This window comes from Bacillus sp. FSL R5-0712 (assembly GCF_038593285.1).
GTDB classification, from domain to species: Bacteria; Bacillota; Bacilli; order Bacillales; family Bacillaceae; genus Bacillus; species Bacillus safensis.
On the sequence record NZ_CP151981.1, the window covers coordinates 2,997,814 to 3,015,422 of the forward strand.

The 17,609-nt window shown below is 41.5% G+C and carries 19 protein-coding genes and 1 pseudogene; 6 read left to right on the forward strand and 14 right to left on the reverse strand.

The window, feature by feature from the left end:
• Nucleotides 1–5: 5 nt before the first annotated feature.
• On the forward strand, nucleotides 6–602 hold the full coding sequence (locus tag NSU11_RS15540; protein ID WP_042968120.1) for a biotin transporter BioY: 597 nt from the start codon (nucleotides 6–8) through the stop codon (nucleotides 600–602).
• A gap of 38 nt (nucleotides 603–640) precedes the next feature.
• Here the strand turns inward: NSU11_RS15540 and NSU11_RS15545 are convergent, their stop codons facing one another.
• The 3 genes from NSU11_RS15545 to NSU11_RS15555 form a co-directional block, all read right to left on the reverse strand.
• Complete coding sequence (locus NSU11_RS15545; RefSeq protein ID WP_197172932.1) at nucleotides 641–1,417, reverse strand: sporulation protein; 777 nt, start codon at nucleotides 1,415–1,417, stop codon at nucleotides 641–643.
• A gap of 159 nt (nucleotides 1,418–1,576) precedes the next feature.
• On the reverse strand, nucleotides 1,577–2,905 hold the full coding sequence (locus NSU11_RS15550) for a Na+/H+ antiporter family protein (RefSeq protein WP_342493660.1): 1,329 nt from the start codon (nucleotides 2,903–2,905) through the stop codon (nucleotides 1,577–1,579).
• Between the two features lie 341 nt (nucleotides 2,906–3,246).
• A complete protein-coding gene (locus tag NSU11_RS15555) occupies nucleotides 3,247–4,737 on the reverse strand; it encodes a leucyl aminopeptidase (RefSeq protein WP_056765881.1) in 1,491 nt (496 codons plus the stop codon).
• A gap of 324 nt (nucleotides 4,738–5,061) precedes the next feature.
• Here NSU11_RS15555 and NSU11_RS15560 point away from each other — a divergent pair, with 324 nt between their 5' ends.
• Entirely contained in the window at nucleotides 5,062–5,538 is a 477-nt protein-coding gene (locus NSU11_RS15560) for a divergent PAP2 family protein (RefSeq protein WP_024423347.1), read from the forward strand.
• A gap of 40 nt (nucleotides 5,539–5,578) precedes the next feature.
• Here NSU11_RS15560 and NSU11_RS15565 read toward each other — a convergent pair whose 3' ends face one another.
• The 4 genes from NSU11_RS15565 to NSU11_RS15580 all read right to left on the reverse strand — a co-directional run bounded on the left by NSU11_RS15565 (nucleotide 5,579) and on the right by NSU11_RS15580 (nucleotide 8,203).
• Nucleotides 5,579–6,223, reverse strand: a complete 645-nt coding sequence (locus tag NSU11_RS15565) for a 3D domain-containing protein (RefSeq protein ID WP_024423348.1) — start codon at nucleotides 6,221–6,223, stop codon at nucleotides 5,579–5,581.
• Between the two features lie 99 nt (nucleotides 6,224–6,322).
• Nucleotides 6,323–6,643, reverse strand: a complete 321-nt coding sequence (locus NSU11_RS15570; protein WP_024423349.1) for a YuiB family protein — start codon at nucleotides 6,641–6,643, stop codon at nucleotides 6,323–6,325.
• Between the two features lie 81 nt (nucleotides 6,644–6,724).
• Nucleotides 6,725–6,850: a YuiA family protein gene (locus tag NSU11_RS15575; protein WP_157834354.1), complete on the reverse strand. Its 126-nt coding sequence runs from the start codon at nucleotides 6,848–6,850 to the stop codon at nucleotides 6,725–6,727.
• Nucleotides 6,851–6,985: 135 nt separating this feature from the next.
• Nucleotides 6,986–8,203: an NAD(P)/FAD-dependent oxidoreductase gene (locus tag NSU11_RS15580; protein ID WP_024423350.1), complete on the reverse strand. Its 1,218-nt coding sequence runs from the start codon at nucleotides 8,201–8,203 to the stop codon at nucleotides 6,986–6,988.
• A gap of 391 nt (nucleotides 8,204–8,594) precedes the next feature.
• On the opposite strand from NSU11_RS15580, the gene yumC reads away from it, so the two are divergent.
• Nucleotides 8,595–9,593, forward strand: a complete 999-nt coding sequence (gene yumC, locus NSU11_RS15585; protein WP_024425964.1) for a ferredoxin--NADP reductase 2 — start codon at nucleotides 8,595–8,597, stop codon at nucleotides 9,591–9,593.
• A 47-nt stretch (nucleotides 9,594–9,640) separates the two neighbouring features.
• Here the strand turns inward: yumC and NSU11_RS15590 are convergent, their stop codons facing one another.
• Complete coding sequence (locus NSU11_RS15590; protein ID WP_024423352.1) at nucleotides 9,641–9,847, reverse strand: hypothetical protein; 207 nt, start codon at nucleotides 9,845–9,847, stop codon at nucleotides 9,641–9,643.
• Nucleotides 9,848–10,086: 239 nt separating this feature from the next.
• Here NSU11_RS15590 and NSU11_RS15595 point away from each other — a divergent pair, with 239 nt between their 5' ends.
• Complete coding sequence (locus tag NSU11_RS15595; protein ID WP_208945965.1) at nucleotides 10,087–10,854, forward strand: MerR family transcriptional regulator; 768 nt, start codon at nucleotides 10,087–10,089, stop codon at nucleotides 10,852–10,854.
• A 297-nt stretch (nucleotides 10,855–11,151) separates the two neighbouring features.
• Here the strand turns inward: NSU11_RS15595 and NSU11_RS15600 are convergent, their stop codons facing one another.
• From NSU11_RS15600 to NSU11_RS15610, 3 genes are all read right to left on the reverse strand, one after another.
• On the reverse strand, nucleotides 11,152–11,514 hold the full coding sequence (locus NSU11_RS15600; RefSeq protein WP_024423354.1) for an iron-sulfur cluster assembly accessory protein: 363 nt from the start codon (nucleotides 11,512–11,514) through the stop codon (nucleotides 11,152–11,154).
• Between the two features lie 73 nt (nucleotides 11,515–11,587).
• Complete coding sequence (gene dapF, locus NSU11_RS15605) at nucleotides 11,588–12,442, reverse strand: diaminopimelate epimerase (protein WP_024423355.1); 855 nt, start codon at nucleotides 12,440–12,442, stop codon at nucleotides 11,588–11,590.
• Between the two features lie 270 nt (nucleotides 12,443–12,712).
• The gene (locus NSU11_RS15610) at nucleotides 12,713–12,949 is read right to left on the reverse strand and encodes a YuzB family protein (protein WP_008346813.1); all 237 of its coding nucleotides are present in this window, start codon (nucleotides 12,947–12,949) and stop codon (nucleotides 12,713–12,715) included.
• Between the two features lie 255 nt (nucleotides 12,950–13,204).
• Here NSU11_RS15610 and NSU11_RS15615 point away from each other — a divergent pair, with 255 nt between their 5' ends.
• Complete coding sequence (locus NSU11_RS15615) at nucleotides 13,205–14,272, forward strand: NAD(P)/FAD-dependent oxidoreductase (RefSeq protein ID WP_024423356.1); 1,068 nt, start codon at nucleotides 13,205–13,207, stop codon at nucleotides 14,270–14,272.
• Nucleotides 14,273–14,322: 50 nt separating this feature from the next.
• Here NSU11_RS15615 and NSU11_RS15620 read toward each other — a convergent pair whose 3' ends face one another.
• Nucleotides 14,323–14,553: a hypothetical protein gene (locus tag NSU11_RS15620; RefSeq protein WP_024423357.1), complete on the reverse strand. Its 231-nt coding sequence runs from the start codon at nucleotides 14,551–14,553 to the stop codon at nucleotides 14,323–14,325.
• A gap of 101 nt (nucleotides 14,554–14,654) precedes the next feature.
• On the reverse strand, nucleotides 14,655–14,984 hold the full coding sequence (locus NSU11_RS15625) for a YuzD family protein (RefSeq protein ID WP_024423358.1): 330 nt from the start codon (nucleotides 14,982–14,984) through the stop codon (nucleotides 14,655–14,657).
• A 121-nt stretch (nucleotides 14,985–15,105) separates the two neighbouring features.
• On the opposite strand from NSU11_RS15625, the pseudogene NSU11_RS15630 reads away from it, so the two are divergent.
• Nucleotides 15,106–15,405: pseudogene (locus NSU11_RS15630) on the forward strand (NifU family protein).
• Between the two features lie 216 nt (nucleotides 15,406–15,621).
• On the opposite strand, the gene NSU11_RS15635 reads toward NSU11_RS15630, so the two are convergent.
• Entirely contained in the window at nucleotides 15,622–17,592 is a 1,971-nt protein-coding gene (locus NSU11_RS15635; protein ID WP_024423359.1) for a S9 family peptidase, read from the reverse strand.
• Nucleotides 17,593–17,609 lie beyond the last annotated feature (17 nt).

Below are 17,609 nucleotides of genomic sequence, written 5' to 3' on the forward strand. Positions count from 1 at the left end.
ACATCATGCAAAAGAAGACAAGAACTGCTGACTTTGTGCTAGTGGGAATGTTTGCTGCACTCATGGCTATCGGAGCCAATATCACATCCATTGTGCCATTTTTACAGGTCGGCGGAATTCCACTTACGATGCAGCCGTTTTTTTGTGTGCTTGCTGGTCTCTTACTCGGCAGACGGCTTGGCGCATTAGCTATGATTGTCTATGCCTTGGTTGGAATTGCTGGTGCGCCTGTATTCGCCCAGTTCTCTGCGGGCTTTGGGGTCATTTTAGGCAAAAGCGGCGGCTTTGTATTATCATACATCCCTGCTGCCTGGCTTGCCGGATTCATTCTAGAAAAAAGAAAAAACCCTGGCTTTGGCCGCTTTTTGCTTGCAGCCATTGCTGGTACGACCGTGATGTATGTGATCGGAACGACCTATACATACCTCGCATTAAATGTATGGCTCAATGCACCGATTTCCTATCAAACCACATGGTTCTTTATGATCTGGTTTATGGTAAAAGACTACGCATTGACTATATTACTTGCGATACTGGCACCTAAAATTTATCGCTCTGTATCCAAAGCCACATCCTTTCGAAAACAAGAAGCTGTATCATAGAAAAAAGAGCCTGTCTTCATTCAGGCTCTTTTTCATCATTACTCAGCGTATTGATCTATGATTTCTTCCAGCATTCCTTCAAGCACTTCTACATTTTCAAGATCTGATGGACTGAAGCGGTAGCGTACAAGCTGTTCCCCATCATTATACATCTCCTCAAGCCAGCCTCTCAGGCCTCTTGCTCTACGGTCGACTTCGAAAACAATGTCTAATCCGCCTTCATCTATCAGAAAAATCAGCTCTAACTCATCAAGCATATAGCGATAGTAGTCTGATGTCGGAATGAACTCGAATTCTTGGACGAATGGCAGGCGCCGCTGGAAGTAAGGTGCTTGCTCACAGTCTGCTTCGTTCAGGTGGAAGCCTAGATTGCTAGTGGCCTCCAGTACATTTCTCACCCAAGGGTGTGCTTCAACGAAAATGCGGTCATAGTCTGATTTATCGATTCCGCCTTGGATATCAAGGTCTGTCTCCACTGCAATTTCAACTTTTCCGATCGTCATCGGGGTATCGATAGGAAGAATAAAAGAAAACGGAAATTCATGCTTTTCTCCAGGCTGGATGGTAAAAGAATCCGCCACCCGTACAGAATGGATGTTTGCATATTTTCTACGCTCTTCATCATCTTTTACAATCACATACTGTGTTTCAATTTTAACATTGATATGGCGGATTTCCTGAGCAATTTTTCCGCCCTTTACATGGACAGTTCCCGTTACTTCTTGTCCTGGATAATAAGCGTTTTTCTCTAAAATGGTATCTACTTTTGCCGCACCAATTCCTGCACTTGCCGCTAGCTTTTTAAAAAATGACATGTCCCATCTTCCCCTTTTCATTTTTATCAGCATATATACGTAAGATAGAGAAAGAAAGATTCATTTAATTCGTACTTTTGTCCTAATTATTTTTTCATCTGCGAACAACAAAAAAGCTTATAGAAAAAACATCATTGTTTTCTCTACAAGCTTTTCATTTTACAGAATAATCGCCGCCAGCCAGCCGAACAGAACAAGCGGAATATTATAATAGATAAAAGTCGGGACACAAGTTCCCCAAATGTGGTGATGCTGTCCATCCATATTCAATCCAGATGTTGGTCCAAGCGTACTGTCACTTGCAGGTGAACCTGCATCTCCAACAGCCGCAGCAGAGCCAATAATGGCAATGGTAGCCATTGGACTAAAACCTAAGTGTAAGCAAAGTGGAACAAAGATGGTTGTAATAATCGGAATCGTTGCAAATGATGATCCGATTCCCATTGTCACAAGCAGACCAACGAGCAGCATTAAAATCGCCGCAAGACTGTGGCTGTTTCCGATAAATTGGGAAGATGCTTTGACAAGAGATTCAATGTCTCCTGTTTTTGTTAAAACATTGGCAAACCCAGCCGCAACAAGCATGACAAAACCGATAAATGCCATCATATTCATTCCAGATGTAATCAGTTCATCTGCTTCATCCCGTTTCATCATTCCAGTCACAAACAAGACAAGCAGTCCTGCGAGTGCACCGAAGATCATTCCTTCCACACCAAGGCTTTGCGATAAATAAAGCTGGACAATCAACGAAACGAGAATAGCAAGACCGGCAAAGAATAAGCTTTTTTTCGTATAAGCCGATTTTTCTACATCTGTAATTTCACGATCCTCATATACTCTCGGCTTTCGATACACAAAAATGGAAACGATCAATCCAAGAACCATACCCGCAACAGGAATCAGCATGGCATATGGAATATCTGCTAAGTTTACAGTCAGACCCGCTTCCTTCATATTGTCACGAAGCATTCCGTGGAAAATCTGTCCAAAACCGACTGGAAGTAATATATATGGTGCAGTGAGTCCGAAGGTCATGACACACGCTAGCAGTCTGCGGTCAATCTGAAGCTCGTTAAACACCTTTAATAACGGCGGAATTAAGACTGGGATAAAGGCAATATGAACAGGAACGACGTTCTGTGAAAAACAAGACACGATCAAAATGACAAGAACGATGAGCACTTTTGATAGTGTTTTCCGTCTTGAATCGCCTTCTTTTCCTAGAAGCTTCACTGCTCCTTCAACCATGGCATCTGGAAGACCTGTTTTCGTCAGTGCCGCAGCAAATGCTCCTAATAACGCATAACTAATCGCCACTGTTGCATTTCCTCCGAGTCCGTCCGTAAAGGCGTCCACTGTTCCTCCCAAGCCTAATCCACCTGCAAGTCCGCCAGCTAAAGCACCTATTGCCAGCGCAATCACGACATTGACCCGCAGCAAGCTTAATATCAACATTAAAACAACCGCTAAAACAACTGCATTCATGGTGAAACCCCCGAAATCCTTTAGTTTACTAATGTAGTAGATAATTAAAGTACCAACGTATGTTACCATAGAAAAAAAACTTCGTCAAATGGCGTATGTCCTACATAAAAAAGCTCTGCCACTTGGCAGAGCCCAGCGTGTAGACAAACCCTCGCATTCTTTGTCAGGTCTGCGTGCTGGTGCTCACGAATGTCAAATTCGCTCCGCGCCAGTACTCGTCCTTCCTAGACTTCAAAGGCTTTCTATCACGCTGAAAAGAAAAAGACAAAGAGCTAAAATAAAGTTCATTTTAGCTCTTTGTCAACAATCTGAAGCCCTGCCACTCGGCAGAGCCTTCTCCTTTATTTTGTTCCTTCAAATCGTTCCACAAATGTTGCGAGTGATCTCACCATCACCCCTGTTGCCCCTGTTGGTCCAAAGCATGAAGGTTTTTCTGTTGTTGCAGTTCCTGCAATATCTAAGTGAACCCAAGGCGTCTCCTCTGCGAATTCGCCAATGAAAGCACCTGCCATGATCGCATGACCATCACGGCCTGGTGAGTTATTGAGATCCGCCATTTTGCTGTTTCGTACTCGTTTCTTATCTTTTTCCGTGATTGGCAGCTGCCAGATCATTTCACCGCATTCTTCTGATGCTTCTTTAAACTGAGCGTACAGCTCATCGTTATTGGTCATCGCGCCTGTTGTCTCATTTCCAAGCGCCACAATGACACCGCCTGTTAATGTGGCCACATCTACAAGGACAGAGGCACCATGCTGCTTCGCATATGTCACCCCATCTGCTAAAACAAGACGGCCTTCTGCATCCGTATTGAGCACTTCGATTGTTTTACCGCTTAGTGACACAATCACGTCGTCCGGCTTCATAGCGTCTGCCGAGATCATATTATCGGTTGAGGCGATGACCGCAATGACATTTTGCTCTGGGCGAAGTTCGCCGATGATTTCCATTGCGCCTAGAACAGAGGCTGAGCCGCCCATATCTGTTTTCATGCCAACCATACTCGCTCTTGGCTTTAAAGAATAGCCGCCGGTATCATACGTGATGCCTTTACCGACAAGGCCGATGACGTCTGTCCATTCTTCCTTGCCTTGATATTTCAATACGATGAGTTTTGGCGGTTCTGTTGAGCCTCTATTGACGGCTAAAATACCGCCCATTCCGAGCTCTTCCATTTGTTCTTTATCTAAAATTTCAATCTCAAATTCATATTTATATGCAAGCTCTGCCGCATACGAAGCCAGATCAGAAGATGTGAGCATGTTTGGCGGCATATTCACAAGGGTACGAGCCGAATTAACTGACTGTCCGTACACTTCGCCGACTTTCAAACTCGCCTGAATTTCAGCTTGATCATGCTCTGTCGTTGCATAAACAAACTCGATAAAACGATCCGGTTCATTTGTTTTATGTTTAAAATCCTGTAATTCATATGTAGCTAAAAGGCAGCTTTCAGAAAGGGCATGGGCTGCATCTTGAGCTGGCAGATCCTTTCCAATAAACGTATCCAGCAAGACAGAAACCGCTTGCTTTTTATCTTGATGAAGCTTTTTGAATAAATGGGCAAACACTTCTTTTGCCTCTTCAAACGTGTAATCTGATTCCTTCCCAAGCCCGACAAAATAAATGCGTTTGATGCCTGTTTCAGGGGATGGGAAAAATTTCGAAAGCTGATTTCGTTTGGATGAAATGTCGCCTTCTTTTAATAATTCAGTGATTCTTCCTTCAAGTAATTCATCCATTTCTTTTGTTTTTCCTGATAATTGGCTCTTTTGAAAAAGTCCGATCGCCAGTGTATCTTTATGCTGCAATTCATTTGTCGAGAAAAACATATTTATCACACGCTCCTTAATGAACTCCATTTTTCACATTGGAACTTCTATTATATCAAAATTTGCGTGCCTATACGATCATTGCCAGTCTGTCTTTACTTGATGAACATTTATATTTTCACACGCGGAGGGGCATCATGAAAAAGCGGCGAAAACCTGTGCAGCCTGTCCTTGTTCTCCTCGTTCCACATCTACTTTCTTTAATGTTATAATAAACATGGACTTGGCAGCATTTTTTACTGCTATCATTTTTTCATCATACTAGGATTTTTAGTCCATCATTTCGCACGATATTTTTTCTTAAAGAGAGGATGTTTCTTGTTCATGAGCGTACTGACGAATTTTCCGCTGCTTGCCAGCCTTGCAGCCATCTTTTTTGCTCAATTTGTAAAAGTACCGATTCAATTTATCATTTCTAGACGACTAGATTGGTCGCTCATTACAAGCACAGGCGGAATGCCAAGTTCACACTCCGCAGCAGTAACAGCACTCTCAACAGCAGTGGCTTTAGAGCACGGGCTAGATACATCTATCTTTGCCATTTCCGCCATCTTTGCCATTATTACAATGTTTGATGCGACAGGTGTTCGCAGACAGGCAGGAGAACAGGCGACTGTTCTCAACAAGCTCGTAACAGATTTTAACCGATTTGTTTCCGAAGCAAAGAATTTCCCGAATGCGGAAGAAAAAGAAAAGCAAAAGAAATTAAAAGAGCTTCTTGGTCATAAGCCGATTGAAGTCTTCTTCGGCGGTTTAACAGGGATCTTGCTGACACTCATCTTAGATTATTACTTCATGTAGAAGCGAAAAAGCTTTGGACCTTAAACGGCCCAAAGCTTTTTTATTCTTTATTGGCTTGAAACTGCTGACGGAATACTTGCATCGATTCTGCTTCATTAAGCTGATTTAAGTCTTTTTCCGTTAACGTCCCTTCACCCTTTTTGATGATATACACATCGAGCACTTTTTTACCCCATTCTCTATACACATCATCAACGGTTTCATAGTATAAATCAAGCTTATGACCTTTAATGGCTTTCCCGGTATCTGCAACCACACCGTAGCCATAGTTTGGGATAAACAGCACCGTTCCAATCGGAAAAACAGATGGGTCGGCTGCCACTGTTGAGTATAAATCACGTTTCACTTTGACGCCTGAATATGTAATGCCATATGCATGATGTTCCTTCGTTTTGCCTGTTGATTCCACACCTGCTGTATAGCCGGTTGCAACAACTTTCTGTTTCGGGTAATCGTTCCAATTAAAGGCTTCTTCGAGAGAAACAGCCCGCGAATCTTCACTTTTGAGTGCGATCGTTTCCCTTTTTTGCTGCTGAAAAAAAGAAGATACTTGCTTGCCCGCATCGGTTTTTTTCACCCATACAGCTAAATCACTTGGTTCGACTCCAGATATGCCCGTAAAGCTTGTCAAAAGTGCAAGCATGAATAGGGCGGTCATGAACAATCGTTTCATCCATGTTTTCATCTCTATTTGTCACTCCTCTACCCATCTATTTGTTTCCAAACAAAATGGAAACTATGCAAAGGAGAAACAAAAAAACCCACTTGCGTGTCCACAAGTGAGTTAAAACATTTGATACCCTCTTTTTCGAAGTGCATTAATGACAAAACCTGATGTGATTGCACCGATCAGGCCGCTTAATAAGATGATGATATCTGCCGCAGCGAGTGAGACGATCCGGTCTCCTATTCCTGAAAAAGCAGTGCCAGGCTCTCTTACATAAGCGATCATCTTTTGATTGTTAATAATGAAAAGGCATACAATTGGATATAAAATAGCCATAATCCATGACATTCTCAGCAGCATATTGAGCAAAAAGCCAATGCCGAAGAATAACACGAAAAATAAAATAACTGAAATGATAACGACTGGTAAACTGATCACTTCATCTCCACCCCCAAATATCCCATCATTAGTTTAACTTGGAAATAGAGATGAAGTCAATCAATGGAAAAAGCAGATCGATTAACGCTTCTTTCCTGTCCCTTTACATTCCTCACACGTTTCAGATCCGCCGAGCAATAGCTGAAAATACCCTTTTCCTGAACAATATTGACAGATTGATGTTTTTTCCTTTGTTTGTGCATTCATATTGCTCACTCCTTAATCTAAATTTTCTGATAATTCATCATAACATATTTTGCCGTCAATGACCAAGTGAGAAAATATACCACAACTTATAAAAAAACGTGTATCACGAGGATACACGTTTTTGTCTATGATGGTTTAGAAGAACTTGAATTTTCCTTTTTTCAAAACAAGTCCTGGTCCGCCAACCATGAATAAAGAACGGTTGTCGATGATTTTCTTCATTGCAGAAGCTTTTGTTCCTTGAAGTTTTTTACCAAACGCAACACCTACAGCGTCGTGTTCACCAAGAGAAGCAACTGTTCCTTTGATGTCTGGCTTAAAGCTTTCAAGAGAACCGCCTTTTACTAGTGCTGCAAGGTTTTTCGCTACTGTTTCACCTTGCTGCATAGCGATTTGTGCAGTTGGTGGGTATGGACGGTTGATTTCTTCATTGATAATCAATGAACAGTCACCAATGATGAAGACATCATCATTTTCTGGTACACGAAGGTCTGGAGAAACTTTTACGCGGCCGCGCATGTTTTCAAAACCAGCTTCTTCAACGATTGGGTTACCGCGTACACCTGCTGCCCAAACAACAGTTGCAGCTTTGATTTCTTCTGTATCATCGTCTTTTCCAACAATGATCCCCTCAGGTGTACATTCTTTGATCGCTGTACCAATTTTGAACTCAACACCTTTACCTTGAAGGTAGTTCATCGCATAGTCGATCAATTCTGGATCGAATCCAGGAAGAGCTGTTGGCGCAGCTTCTACACAGATGATACGCACGTCTTTTTGATCAATGTCATACTCTTTGCAAAGCTCAGGCACACGGTTTCCAAGCTCACCAAGGAACTCAATACCTGTGAATCCTGCGCCGCCGACAACGATTGTCAAACGCTCTGGACGTTTTTCAGCATCCGTATTATACGTCGCAAATTGAAGCTCAATGTGCTCACGAAGCTGACGAGCAGAGTTGATGTTAGAGATTGAGAATGCGTATTCTTTCAGTCCTGCAATACCAAATGTTTCAGGAACAGCACCAAGTGCAACAACAAGGTAGTCATAAGAAAGTTCGCCATCTGATGTCACAACTTTCTTCGCTTCCTTATCAATGCTTTCAACTGTTGCTTGTACAAAGTTGACACGGGAACTGTTAATCACATCTTTGATTTGATAACGACAGCGGTCATGATGAAGAGTACCTGCACTTGCTTCATGAAGCCATGTTGTTTCGTAATGATAATTATGCTTGTTCACAAGAGTAATGTCCGCATCATTTGTGCCAAGCTGTTTTGTTAATCTTGTTACAGTCATTAATCCGCCATAACCTGCACCTAATACAACGATTTTCGGTTTATTCACTGGAATCACATCCACCTTTTTTAAATTTGCTGTAAAACGGATAAAGAATTACATATCGTTATTCTCAACCGCTTTGCGGCATTTTATGAAATTTAAACAAAAAAATAAGTATGTGAAAATCTGAACTTTCACCTACATAAAACGAAAGCATTTGACCGTATCCGACAAAAATTCATAAAAAATTAATATTTAGTTCCCTTAACAATAATAGCGAGTTCTGCTCCAATTTTCAAGGCTTTAAACTGAAAATCCTTATGATAAACGGTCTTTCTCACTTTTTCCTCCTTTCTAAAGCTTCGGCATCAAAAAACGACAAGTTTTTCAAAACAAGTCAAACGACGATATGTGGTATGATATGATATAGTGATAACAATTTTCATTTGGGAGGATTAAAGGAATGCAAGAAGATTCTAAGGTATATGACATTACCGTTATCGGGGGCGGCCCCGTTGGATTGTTTACTGCGTTTTACGGAGGCATGAGACAGGCAAGTGTGAAAATCATTGAAAGCCTTCCTCAGCTCGGCGGTCAACTATCCGCTCTTTACCCTGAAAAATATATTTATGATGTGGCTGGATTTCCAAAAATCCGCGCACAAGAATTAGTTGATAACTTAAAGGAACAAATGGATAAATTCGATCAAACCATTTGCTTAGAGCAGGCAGTTGAAACGGTTGAAAAGCAGGCAGATGGGATCTTTAAACTTGTGACAAATCAAGAGATTCATTATTCTAAAACAATTATCATCACAGCTGGTAACGGTGCATTCCAACCGAGAAAGCTTGAACTTGATTCAGCAGAATCATTTGAAGGAAGCAACCTGCATTACTTCATTAATGACTTGAACCAATTTGCCGGCAGACGTGTTGCCGTTCTTGGGGGCGGAGACTCTGCGGTGGACTGGGCACTTATGCTTGAACCAATCGCAAAAGAAGTATCCATTATTCACCGCCGCGATAAATTCCGCGCACATGAGCACAGTGTAGAAAACCTGCACAACTCGAAAGTCAATGTACTAACACCATATGTACCAACTGAGCTCATTGGTGAAGACCGCATTGAACAAATCGTGCTCGAAGAAGTCAAAGGCGACAAAAAACAAGTGCTTGATGTGGACGACGTGATCGTCAACTTCGGTTTTGTTTCCTCCCTTGGACCAATCAAACAATGGGGCCTTGAAATCGAAAAGAACTCCATCGTGGTGAAATCTACAATGGAAACAAACATTGAAGGCTTCTATGCGGCAGGAGACATCTGTACGTATGAAGGAAAAGTCAAATTGATTGCAAGCGGATTTGGTGAAGCACCAACTGCTGTCAACAATGCGAAAGCTTACATGGACCCGAAAGCCCGTGTACAGCCTCTCCATTCCACAAGCTTATTTGAAAACAAATAAGAACGGATCAAAAAAGGAGTTCCCACTCGCGGAACTCCTTTTTTCGTTTATTTAAAAACCCCAATATAGGCATTTGCCATTCCAAGCACCATTGCAGCAAGCAGCACCACAACAATTCCTGCCACAACCAAAATCACCCGATCCTTCACACGTTCCTTTTTCGGAAGCGGCTTCTCAATCCCGCAAGATGGACACGTTTTGGAACGATACGGAATCAGTTCATGACAGTTCCTGCAATTGATTTGTTCACTCAAACCTCAGCAACCTCTTTTCTCACTACAGTTTATGTTTGGTTCTCATGATACTCTTTTCGAGTGGAAATAGCCAGTTGTTCGGGCCAGCTGTAACAAAATTGAGCGATTTGCGAAAAAAAACATAGCTCCTTGAATCCGCTGCTTCAAACAAGATCAACAATGATATAAATTTTTAAAAAGATGATTGACCCTAACGCAACGTCATATTTTATAGTGGATATCAAGAGAGGTGAATTGAAATGAAAGTAAAAGAAGTGGCTGAATTATTTGGTATTAGCATTCGTACACTTCATCATTACGACAAGATTGGTTTATTGACTCCAAGTGAAGTCACAGATAATCGTTATCGGCTCTATTCAGAAGAAAACCTTGAAACATTGCAGCAAATATTATTTTTCAGGGAACTTGGATTTCCATTGAAGGAAATCCAAAAGATGATGCACAATCCTTCATTTAATAAGAAAGAAGCATTTATGCTACAAAGAAAAATGTTAGTAGAGAAACGAAATAATCTCGATAAAATGATCGGAAATATTGATAAGACGCTACAGCATTTAACGGGAGAAACTCAATACACCTATAAAGAAAGGTTTGAGAATATGAATATGAATTTTAGCCAATATGAAGAAGAAGCTCGTCACCGTTGGGGAAATCAAGCTGTTGATGAAGTCAGCGCAAAACTAAATCATTTGTCTAAAGATGAACAAATTGAATTATCTGATAGCTGGGATAGCATATTGAATAAACTAGCCTCTCTTCGCAGCCAATCCCCTAAATCCAAAGAGGTGCAAATCGTCATCAAACAATGGTACGACTTTTTAAACGAAAACTTTCGTTATTACTCTCTTGATGCTTTTTACGGTTTAGGCCAACTCTATATTCAAGATGAACGTTTCACAAAGAATATAGATCGTTATGGTGAGGGCTTGGCATCATTTATGAGCGAAGCGATGAAAGTCTTTACTACTCTTCATAAAAGAGGGAACAGCTTTGAAAATGATGATTGAGAATACAATCGATTAATACGAAATGTTATTCTCAACGAAACACAACAAAGAACATTTTTTCCGACACACCATGATGAAACCTTTTGAAAAGATGTGGAAGATGAACAGAGGAAATACTAAGAAACTGCGAGCTTTTTTCTAATTAAATATCTTTATAAAGAGGACGTGCTGAGTGATTGAAGTCATGTCCTTTTTATGCATCTTCAAAAACAACACAAAAAACCTCCTCAAGAAAATGATTAATATGAGGAGGTCTTCATTATACAAATGGTTTTACAGAATGAATCGTTTTAACCCTTAACACTCTTCCGGCGTACCGGTATTCGTTGCTGTTCTGAACGAAGAACCGCATCCGCATGACGCGATAGCGTTCGGATTGTCAATCGTGAAACCGCCACCCATTAGTGATTGTTTGAAATCAATGATGGTTCCGTTCATGATATCAAGGCTTTCGGAATCGACAAGGACATTGATGCCGTGCTGCTCGAACTGCGTGTCTTTCTCTGAGACTTCATGGTCAAAGCCCATGCCGTATGAGAGACCGCTGCAGCCGCCGCCTTTTACGCCCACTCGAAGGAACGCATTTTCTTCTTCATGTTCTTTCATCATATCTTTAATCTGCAGTGCAGCAGCTTCTGTAATGGTTACTGGTGTACTCATGATCATCCCTCCTTTTGACTGGATGTTTCTTTTCAATTATAAACGTGATGATGCCTTTTCTCAAATAAATGGTTTAGAGATAAAATGTGCCGTCACAAATCGTTTCAGCAGGTCCTGTCATGAGCACGTGGTCATTGTCTTTCCAACGAATGATGAGGTCTCCGCCTGCTAAATGAACGGTCATGTCTGTTTCTTTTTTTGCCTGACCATTCACAATTGTGGATACAGCCGCAGCACAGGCCCCAGTTCCGCAAGCCTGGGTAATTCCTGAACCTCTTTCCCACACGCGAAAATGAAGTTCTGTTTCACTGACAACTTCAACAAATTCTACATTGACGCCTTCAGGGAACATGTCGTGTTTTTCGATGATCGGCCCAAGTGTATGAAGCGGCGCTTTTTCAATGTCCTCTAAATAAAAAACGATGTGCGGGTTTCCCATCGAAACGGCCGTTCCATTTAATTTCGCAGTACCAAAATCAAGCAGCTCATTAACCGTTGTGCTAGCCGGTTCACCAAGCATCGGCATTGCTTCTTTTTCAAAACGTGGTTTTCCCATATCTACTGTGACTAGCTGAACGTGACCATCCTGAGCGTGAACGGTCGCTTCAACGAGTCCTGACAATGTCTCAATCTGGAACGTTGTGTCCGTTACAATTTGATGCTCATACACATACTTTGCAACGCAGCGCAGCCCATTACCACAGTTTTTGCCCTCTGATCCATCATTGTTGAAAATGCGCATCTTCACAGGTGCAACATCTGATGGGCAAATCAGGATCATCCCGTCAGAACCGATTCCTGTATAAACAGAAGAAACGCGGATCGCTATCTCTGATAGCTGCTCTTCTGGAAGCTGTTCCTTCATCTGATTGACGTAAATATAATTATTTCCTAATCCGTGCATTTTCGTGAATTGAAATGATGTCATGAGCTTCCTCCAAAAATGTTGTTTCTTTTTAGTATAAAAGGAGTCGATTCAGGAGACAATCTTATCATCCCCCGTTTTTCATACATAGAAGCTCTTTGCTGCCATGGCAAAGGGCTTTTATTATGCATATGCCTCTTTTTCTCTCGTGTGATATTTCATATTGATGATATTTTATTAGCATAACATATTGGATGCGCTTTCTATTGATTCTCCTTAAAAATGGAAGATGAAAATGTGAAAAAAATGCACCTCATGACCCATGTGGTGCATTTAAAACATGTCGTTTTCCTCTATAAAAGCATAAATACGCTCGACTAGCTGCTCTGCATTTTCTCCTGAAACAAATTCTCCATTCACAAGTGCAAATGGGGAGTCCATACATTTGCCGCAATAGCTTAAACAGCCGTATTCCATTACGTCTAGGTTTGGGTCTTTTTCAAGCTTCTCTTTTGCTTCTTGAGACCCTTGTGCAAGATTACTTACACAAAATTCGATCAGTGGAAACACTGTGCTTCACCTCACATTGCCTTACCATCCTACCGAAATTCCTTGTATTAGTCAAAATATGAGCTTCGTCTGTATCGTTACGCCTATTCCTCTTAAAATGTTTTACTATTTGGGACTAACTGATGAATATGTAGGTTATTTTGAAACAATTATTGTGGTTTCACAGTAAATTCGATATAATTTTATTTGGTATTTTAACTTAAAGTTTTTTAGTATAAGTGTTTTTCAATGTCTACGGGGAAAAGGAGAATCGTCATGAAAAATTTAGTCTTGATCGGCGGAGGTTACGGGAATATGCGGGTTCTCCACCGCTTATTGCCAAATCAATTACCTGATGATGTCACTATCACATTAATTGATCGAAATCCTTACCACTGTTTAAAAACAGAATATTATGCACTTGCTGCTGGAACGATCTCTGATCATCACATTCGAGTATCTTTTCCAGAGCATCCGAAGCTGGATATTCAATACGGGGAAGTAGAAAAAATTGATATTGAAAACAAACAGATTTTATTCAGCGACCGTGAACCGATTCCGTATGATGATACGGTGATTGGACTCGGCTGTGAGGACAAGTATCATAATGTCCCTGGTGCGAAAGAACATACATACAGCATTCAAACCATTGATCAGTCAAGACATGCGTATAACAAATTAAACAATTTGAGCGCAGGTGCAACGGTTGGCATCGTCGGTGCTGGACTTAGCGGGGTAGAGCTGGCCAGTGAATTAAGAGAAAGCCGTGCTGATTTAAACATTATTCTTTTTGACCGCGGAGAGCTGATTCTATCAAGCTTCCCAAAAAGATTAAGTTTGTATGTGCAAAAGTGGTTTGAAGAAAATGACGTAAAGATTATTAACTGTGCCAATATTACAAAGGTTGAAGAAGGTCTTGTTTATAACCATGATGACGCGATTGAAGCTGATGTCATCGTGTGGACAGCAGGAATACAGCCAAGCAAAGTGGTACGAGAGATGGATGTTGAAAAAGACGCACAAGGCCGTGTCGTATTAACTCCTCATCACAATCTCCCAGGGGATGAGCATGTATATGTCGTAGGTGACTGCGCAAGTCTGCCGCATGCCCCAAGTGCACAGCTTGCTGAGGCGCAGGCAGAACAAATTGTCCAATCTCTGCAAAAACGCTGGAAAAATGAGCCGCTTCCTGAGGCTTATCCACAGTTTAAGCTAAAAGGTGTTTTAGGTTCATTAGGGAAAAAAGCCGGATTTGGCTTAGTGGCAGATCGTCCACTTGTTGGCAGGGTGCCAAGACTTCTGAAATCTGGACTGCTTTGGATGTATAAGCATCACAACGGCTAAAATTATGTGAATTTTTTCTCAAAGCTCCTTCGTGACGAGGGAGCTTTTTTCTATGAAACGGCATGTGCCGATGAGTTGGTCCATTTGATCGGAGCAAGGGCAAGAATGCAGTCTTTACGAAAGGTTCTCATCGTTTTCTTCGATAAACAATACGCTTGGATAAACTGATCCGTCTCACGGTGGACAATGATTTTTCTCTTCGTGCACTCTCCATTTTTCTTCATATAAATCATCTCAATCGGTGTTTGCTGATGAAGAGATTGTTTCAGTAAATAATTCATGATGCTCACGCTCCTTTCATTTCATTATAAACGAACAAACGTTCTTTTTCAACCCAAAATAGGAACACTCGTTCGTTTATATTTCTCAAAAAAAGAACAGCTTATTCACTGCTCTCCCTGTACCCGTATTTCTCCATTTCTTGATAAATGTCTTTTAATTTCGGATTGCCCTCTCCAACGATTTGATCCTCTACTAAGACAAGCGGATAAAAGAATTCATCATCAAGAATTCGTTCAGACAATTCCTTTTGCTGTTCATTTTCTGGCGGGTGCTCAATATCAATATATGTGATGCGAAATGGCTGATTCGGATATTTTCGTTTTAATGCTGCATCTAACCATTCAAACGTATCTTTTGAAGAAGGCAGATTCACGCAGCTAGCGCACAAGACATCTCTTCCATATACATAAAGATCGACGGTTTTGTTCATTTGACAAGCCCCCTATTCTTTCTTCATTTTAGCTGAATTTTCTGGATGAAAAAAGTCAAAATCACTTTTTGTTTCAAGATGAGATTGTGCTATAATGAGAAGGAAACTTTGAAACCAATCAATAGATTTTTATCGTCCAGATGAATATAATGGTGATATGTTGTGAAAGGAGCGATTATATCTAATGACTGAAGTCGAAATGAAAGACCAAGTACAGGAAGTACTGGACAAACTTCGTCCATTTCTATTACGTGATGGTGGAGACTGTGAGCTTGTAGACATTGAAGATGGCATTGTGAAATTACGTCTTCTTGGTGCATGCGGCAGCTGCCCAAGTTCAACCATTACATTGAAAGCCGGTATTGAGCGCGCATTATTAGAAGAAGTGCCTGGCGTTGTAGAAGTTGAACAGGTTTTCTAATTCATATATGACATGAAAACGACCCAATTAGGGTCGTTTTTTTCATGATTGACAGAGGCTTTAGCCCTTTGTCTTCTTTTCAGCGTGATATGAAAACCCTTGAAGTCTAGGAAGGACGAGTACTGGCGCGGAGCGAATTTTCTATTCGTGAGCACCAGCACGCTGAACTGACACCGAATGCGAGGGTTTGTCAGCACGCTGAAGGGTCGTTTTTTATTAGGCTAGCTTTTCTCTAAACCATTCCTTTATAAAAGTCAGTCTTTGAATACGCTGCCCCGGGTGGCCGCTTCTGGATAAATCATGAGATGCCTTCGGGAATTTGACCAATCTTGTGTCTTTCCCAAGCTCCTTCAAGGCCACAAAAAGCTGCTCTGCTTGATCAACTGGGCAGCGATAATCTTCATCACTGTGCAAGATGAGGAGCGGCGTGTTCACCTGCTTCACATATTTTAGTGGCGAACGATCCCATAGCTTATCGACAGAATCATAAATATCCCCATCAATCTGCCACCTTGTAAAGAAATAACCGATATCACTGATGCCATAAAAGCTAATCCAGTTTGAAATGGAACGCTGTGTGACAGCTGCACGGAAGCGGTCGGTTTGACCAACAATCCAGTTGGTCATAAAACCGCCATAGCTGCCGCCTGTCACGCCAAGCCTTGTTTCATCAAGGAAATCATAGGCTTTGAGCACATGATCAACAGCCTGCATGACATCGTCATAATCAACGTCACCATAGTTTCCTCTCACACGGTCAGTAAACATCTGTCCATACCCATGACTGCCATGCGGGTTGATATACACGATGGCGTAGCCTTCAGAAGCGAGCATTTGAAATTCATGAAAATACGTATAACCATACATGGCATGCGGTCCGCCATGAACCTCTAGAATGAGCGGATATTTCTTTCCCTCTTCCATCTTGGAAGGCTTCATAAACCAGCCATGCACCTCGTCTCCATCTTTTGACTGAAAAGAAAATGGTTCAGGTTCCGATACGATATGCTCCTTTAGAAAATCATGATGCTCGAATGTGATTTGCTTTAGTTCTGTCTCCCCTAATGTCATCTCATACAGCTCACTTGGTGAGACAGGTGAAAGCCGGCTGAGCAGCAATTTGGATTCATTTGGATGAAGGCTGAAATTGGTGATATGTTCCGCCTCTAGTCGAACAGGATAGGCTAAACCTTCAATAGAGAAATAATAAATTCCTGTACTGCCTTGATCAGAAACAAGCGCATAAAACCCTTGGCTGTCCTTTGTCCACTGCGGAAGCTGATAGACCTCTCCCATCACGCTATCTCCTGCCATACAGTTCCCAACATACATATCCAGCATTTCTGACAGTTGAACCGTCTTTTCTTCCTTCAGATCATACAGCCATAGTGATGGGAAGGTAGCATTTTGAAATTCGCGCTCATGTCCAATATACAAAAGACTCTCTCCATTTGGAGAAAAAGATACGGTGGAATAAGCGCCGTTTGCTTGTGTGATCTTTTTTGTCTGACCATCTTCTAATGACAGAAGACACACGTCACTTATGTAAGGTATCTGTGGATTTAATTGAATAAAGGCAAGCCATTTGCCGCAAGGAGAAATCGTATGATTCATATGATGAACCTGCTCGCTCGTGACAGGCTCTATCTCTCCTGAATCGATATCTACCTTCACGATCTGCGTGACACGCCCATCTAAAAAGCCTCTTCCATCTGCTTTATAGGTCAAATCATCATATACCGCTGGAGCAAAGTCATCTTGCTCTTCCTTTTTTTCATCATGAACAGATTCTGATTGTTTCAATGACACAGCCGCATAAAGAAAAGCACCATCTGGAGAAAAAACAGGATGAGATACTCCGTAAGGAATCGTCGTTAAGGTTCGCACGCCGCCTCCTTTGCTCTTCATGAGCGCCAGCTGAGGGACTTCCTTTGGCTTTTGTAAAATAAAAGCAAGCTGCCTGCCGTCTTTTGACCAAACTGGCTGATGATGCTTTCCATCCTCAAATGTCCATTGTGCCAGCTCCTCTGTCTCTTCATCTCGAACCCATAAGTGGATGTTGTAATCGTCTTTTTTCTCATTCACAGTGACTTTTGTAAAGACTGCCTTTTGTCCATCTGGTGAATAAACCGGATGGGAAACAGAAACAATCTTTGTTAAATCTTCTGCCGTCATCAATTTCTTCATGAACGTATCTCCCCCTT

What these genes read in the sequence shown, in the direction of transcription:
- NSU11_RS15540 (WP_042968120.1), top strand. Translation starts at nt 6, where the DNA reads ATGCAAAAGAAGACAAGAACTGCTGACTTTGTGCTAGTGGGAATGTTT.
- NSU11_RS15545 (WP_197172932.1), bottom strand. Translation starts at nt 1,417, where the DNA reads ATGTCATTTTTTAAAAAGCTAGCGGCAAGTGCAGGAATTGGTGCGGCA.
- NSU11_RS15550 (WP_342493660.1), bottom strand. Translation starts at nt 2,905, where the DNA reads ATGAATGCAGTTGTTTTAGCGGTTGTTTTAATGTTGATATTAAGCTTG.
- NSU11_RS15555 (WP_056765881.1), bottom strand. Translation starts at nt 4,737, where the DNA reads ATGTTTTTCTCGACAAATGAATTGCAGCATAAAGATACACTGGCGATC.
- NSU11_RS15560 (WP_024423347.1), top strand. Translation starts at nt 5,062, where the DNA reads ATGAGCGTACTGACGAATTTTCCGCTGCTTGCCAGCCTTGCAGCCATC.
- NSU11_RS15565 (WP_024423348.1), bottom strand. Translation starts at nt 6,223, where the DNA reads ATGAAAACATGGATGAAACGATTGTTCATGACCGCCCTATTCATGCTT.
- NSU11_RS15575 (WP_157834354.1), bottom strand. Translation starts at nt 6,850, where the DNA reads ATGAATGCACAAACAAAGGAAAAAACATCAATCTGTCAATATTGTTCA.
- yumC (WP_024425964.1), top strand. Translation starts at nt 8,595, where the DNA reads ATGCAAGAAGATTCTAAGGTATATGACATTACCGTTATCGGGGGCGGC.
- NSU11_RS15595 (WP_208945965.1), top strand. Translation starts at nt 10,087, where the DNA reads ATGAAAGTAAAAGAAGTGGCTGAATTATTTGGTATTAGCATTCGTACA.
- NSU11_RS15600 (WP_024423354.1), bottom strand. Translation starts at nt 11,514, where the DNA reads ATGAGTACACCAGTAACCATTACAGAAGCTGCTGCACTGCAGATTAAA.
- dapF (WP_024423355.1), bottom strand. Translation starts at nt 12,442, where the DNA reads ATGACATCATTTCAATTCACGAAAATGCACGGATTAGGAAATAATTAT.
- NSU11_RS15615 (WP_024423356.1), top strand. Translation starts at nt 13,205, where the DNA reads ATGAAAAATTTAGTCTTGATCGGCGGAGGTTACGGGAATATGCGGGTT.
- NSU11_RS15620 (WP_024423357.1), bottom strand. Translation starts at nt 14,553, where the DNA reads ATGAATTATTTACTGAAACAATCTCTTCATCAGCAAACACCGATTGAG.
- NSU11_RS15625 (WP_024423358.1), bottom strand. Translation starts at nt 14,984, where the DNA reads ATGAACAAAACCGTCGATCTTTATGTATATGGAAGAGATGTCTTGTGC.
- NSU11_RS15635 (WP_024423359.1), bottom strand. Translation starts at nt 17,592, where the DNA reads ATGAAGAAATTGATGACGGCAGAAGATTTAACAAAGATTGTTTCTGTT.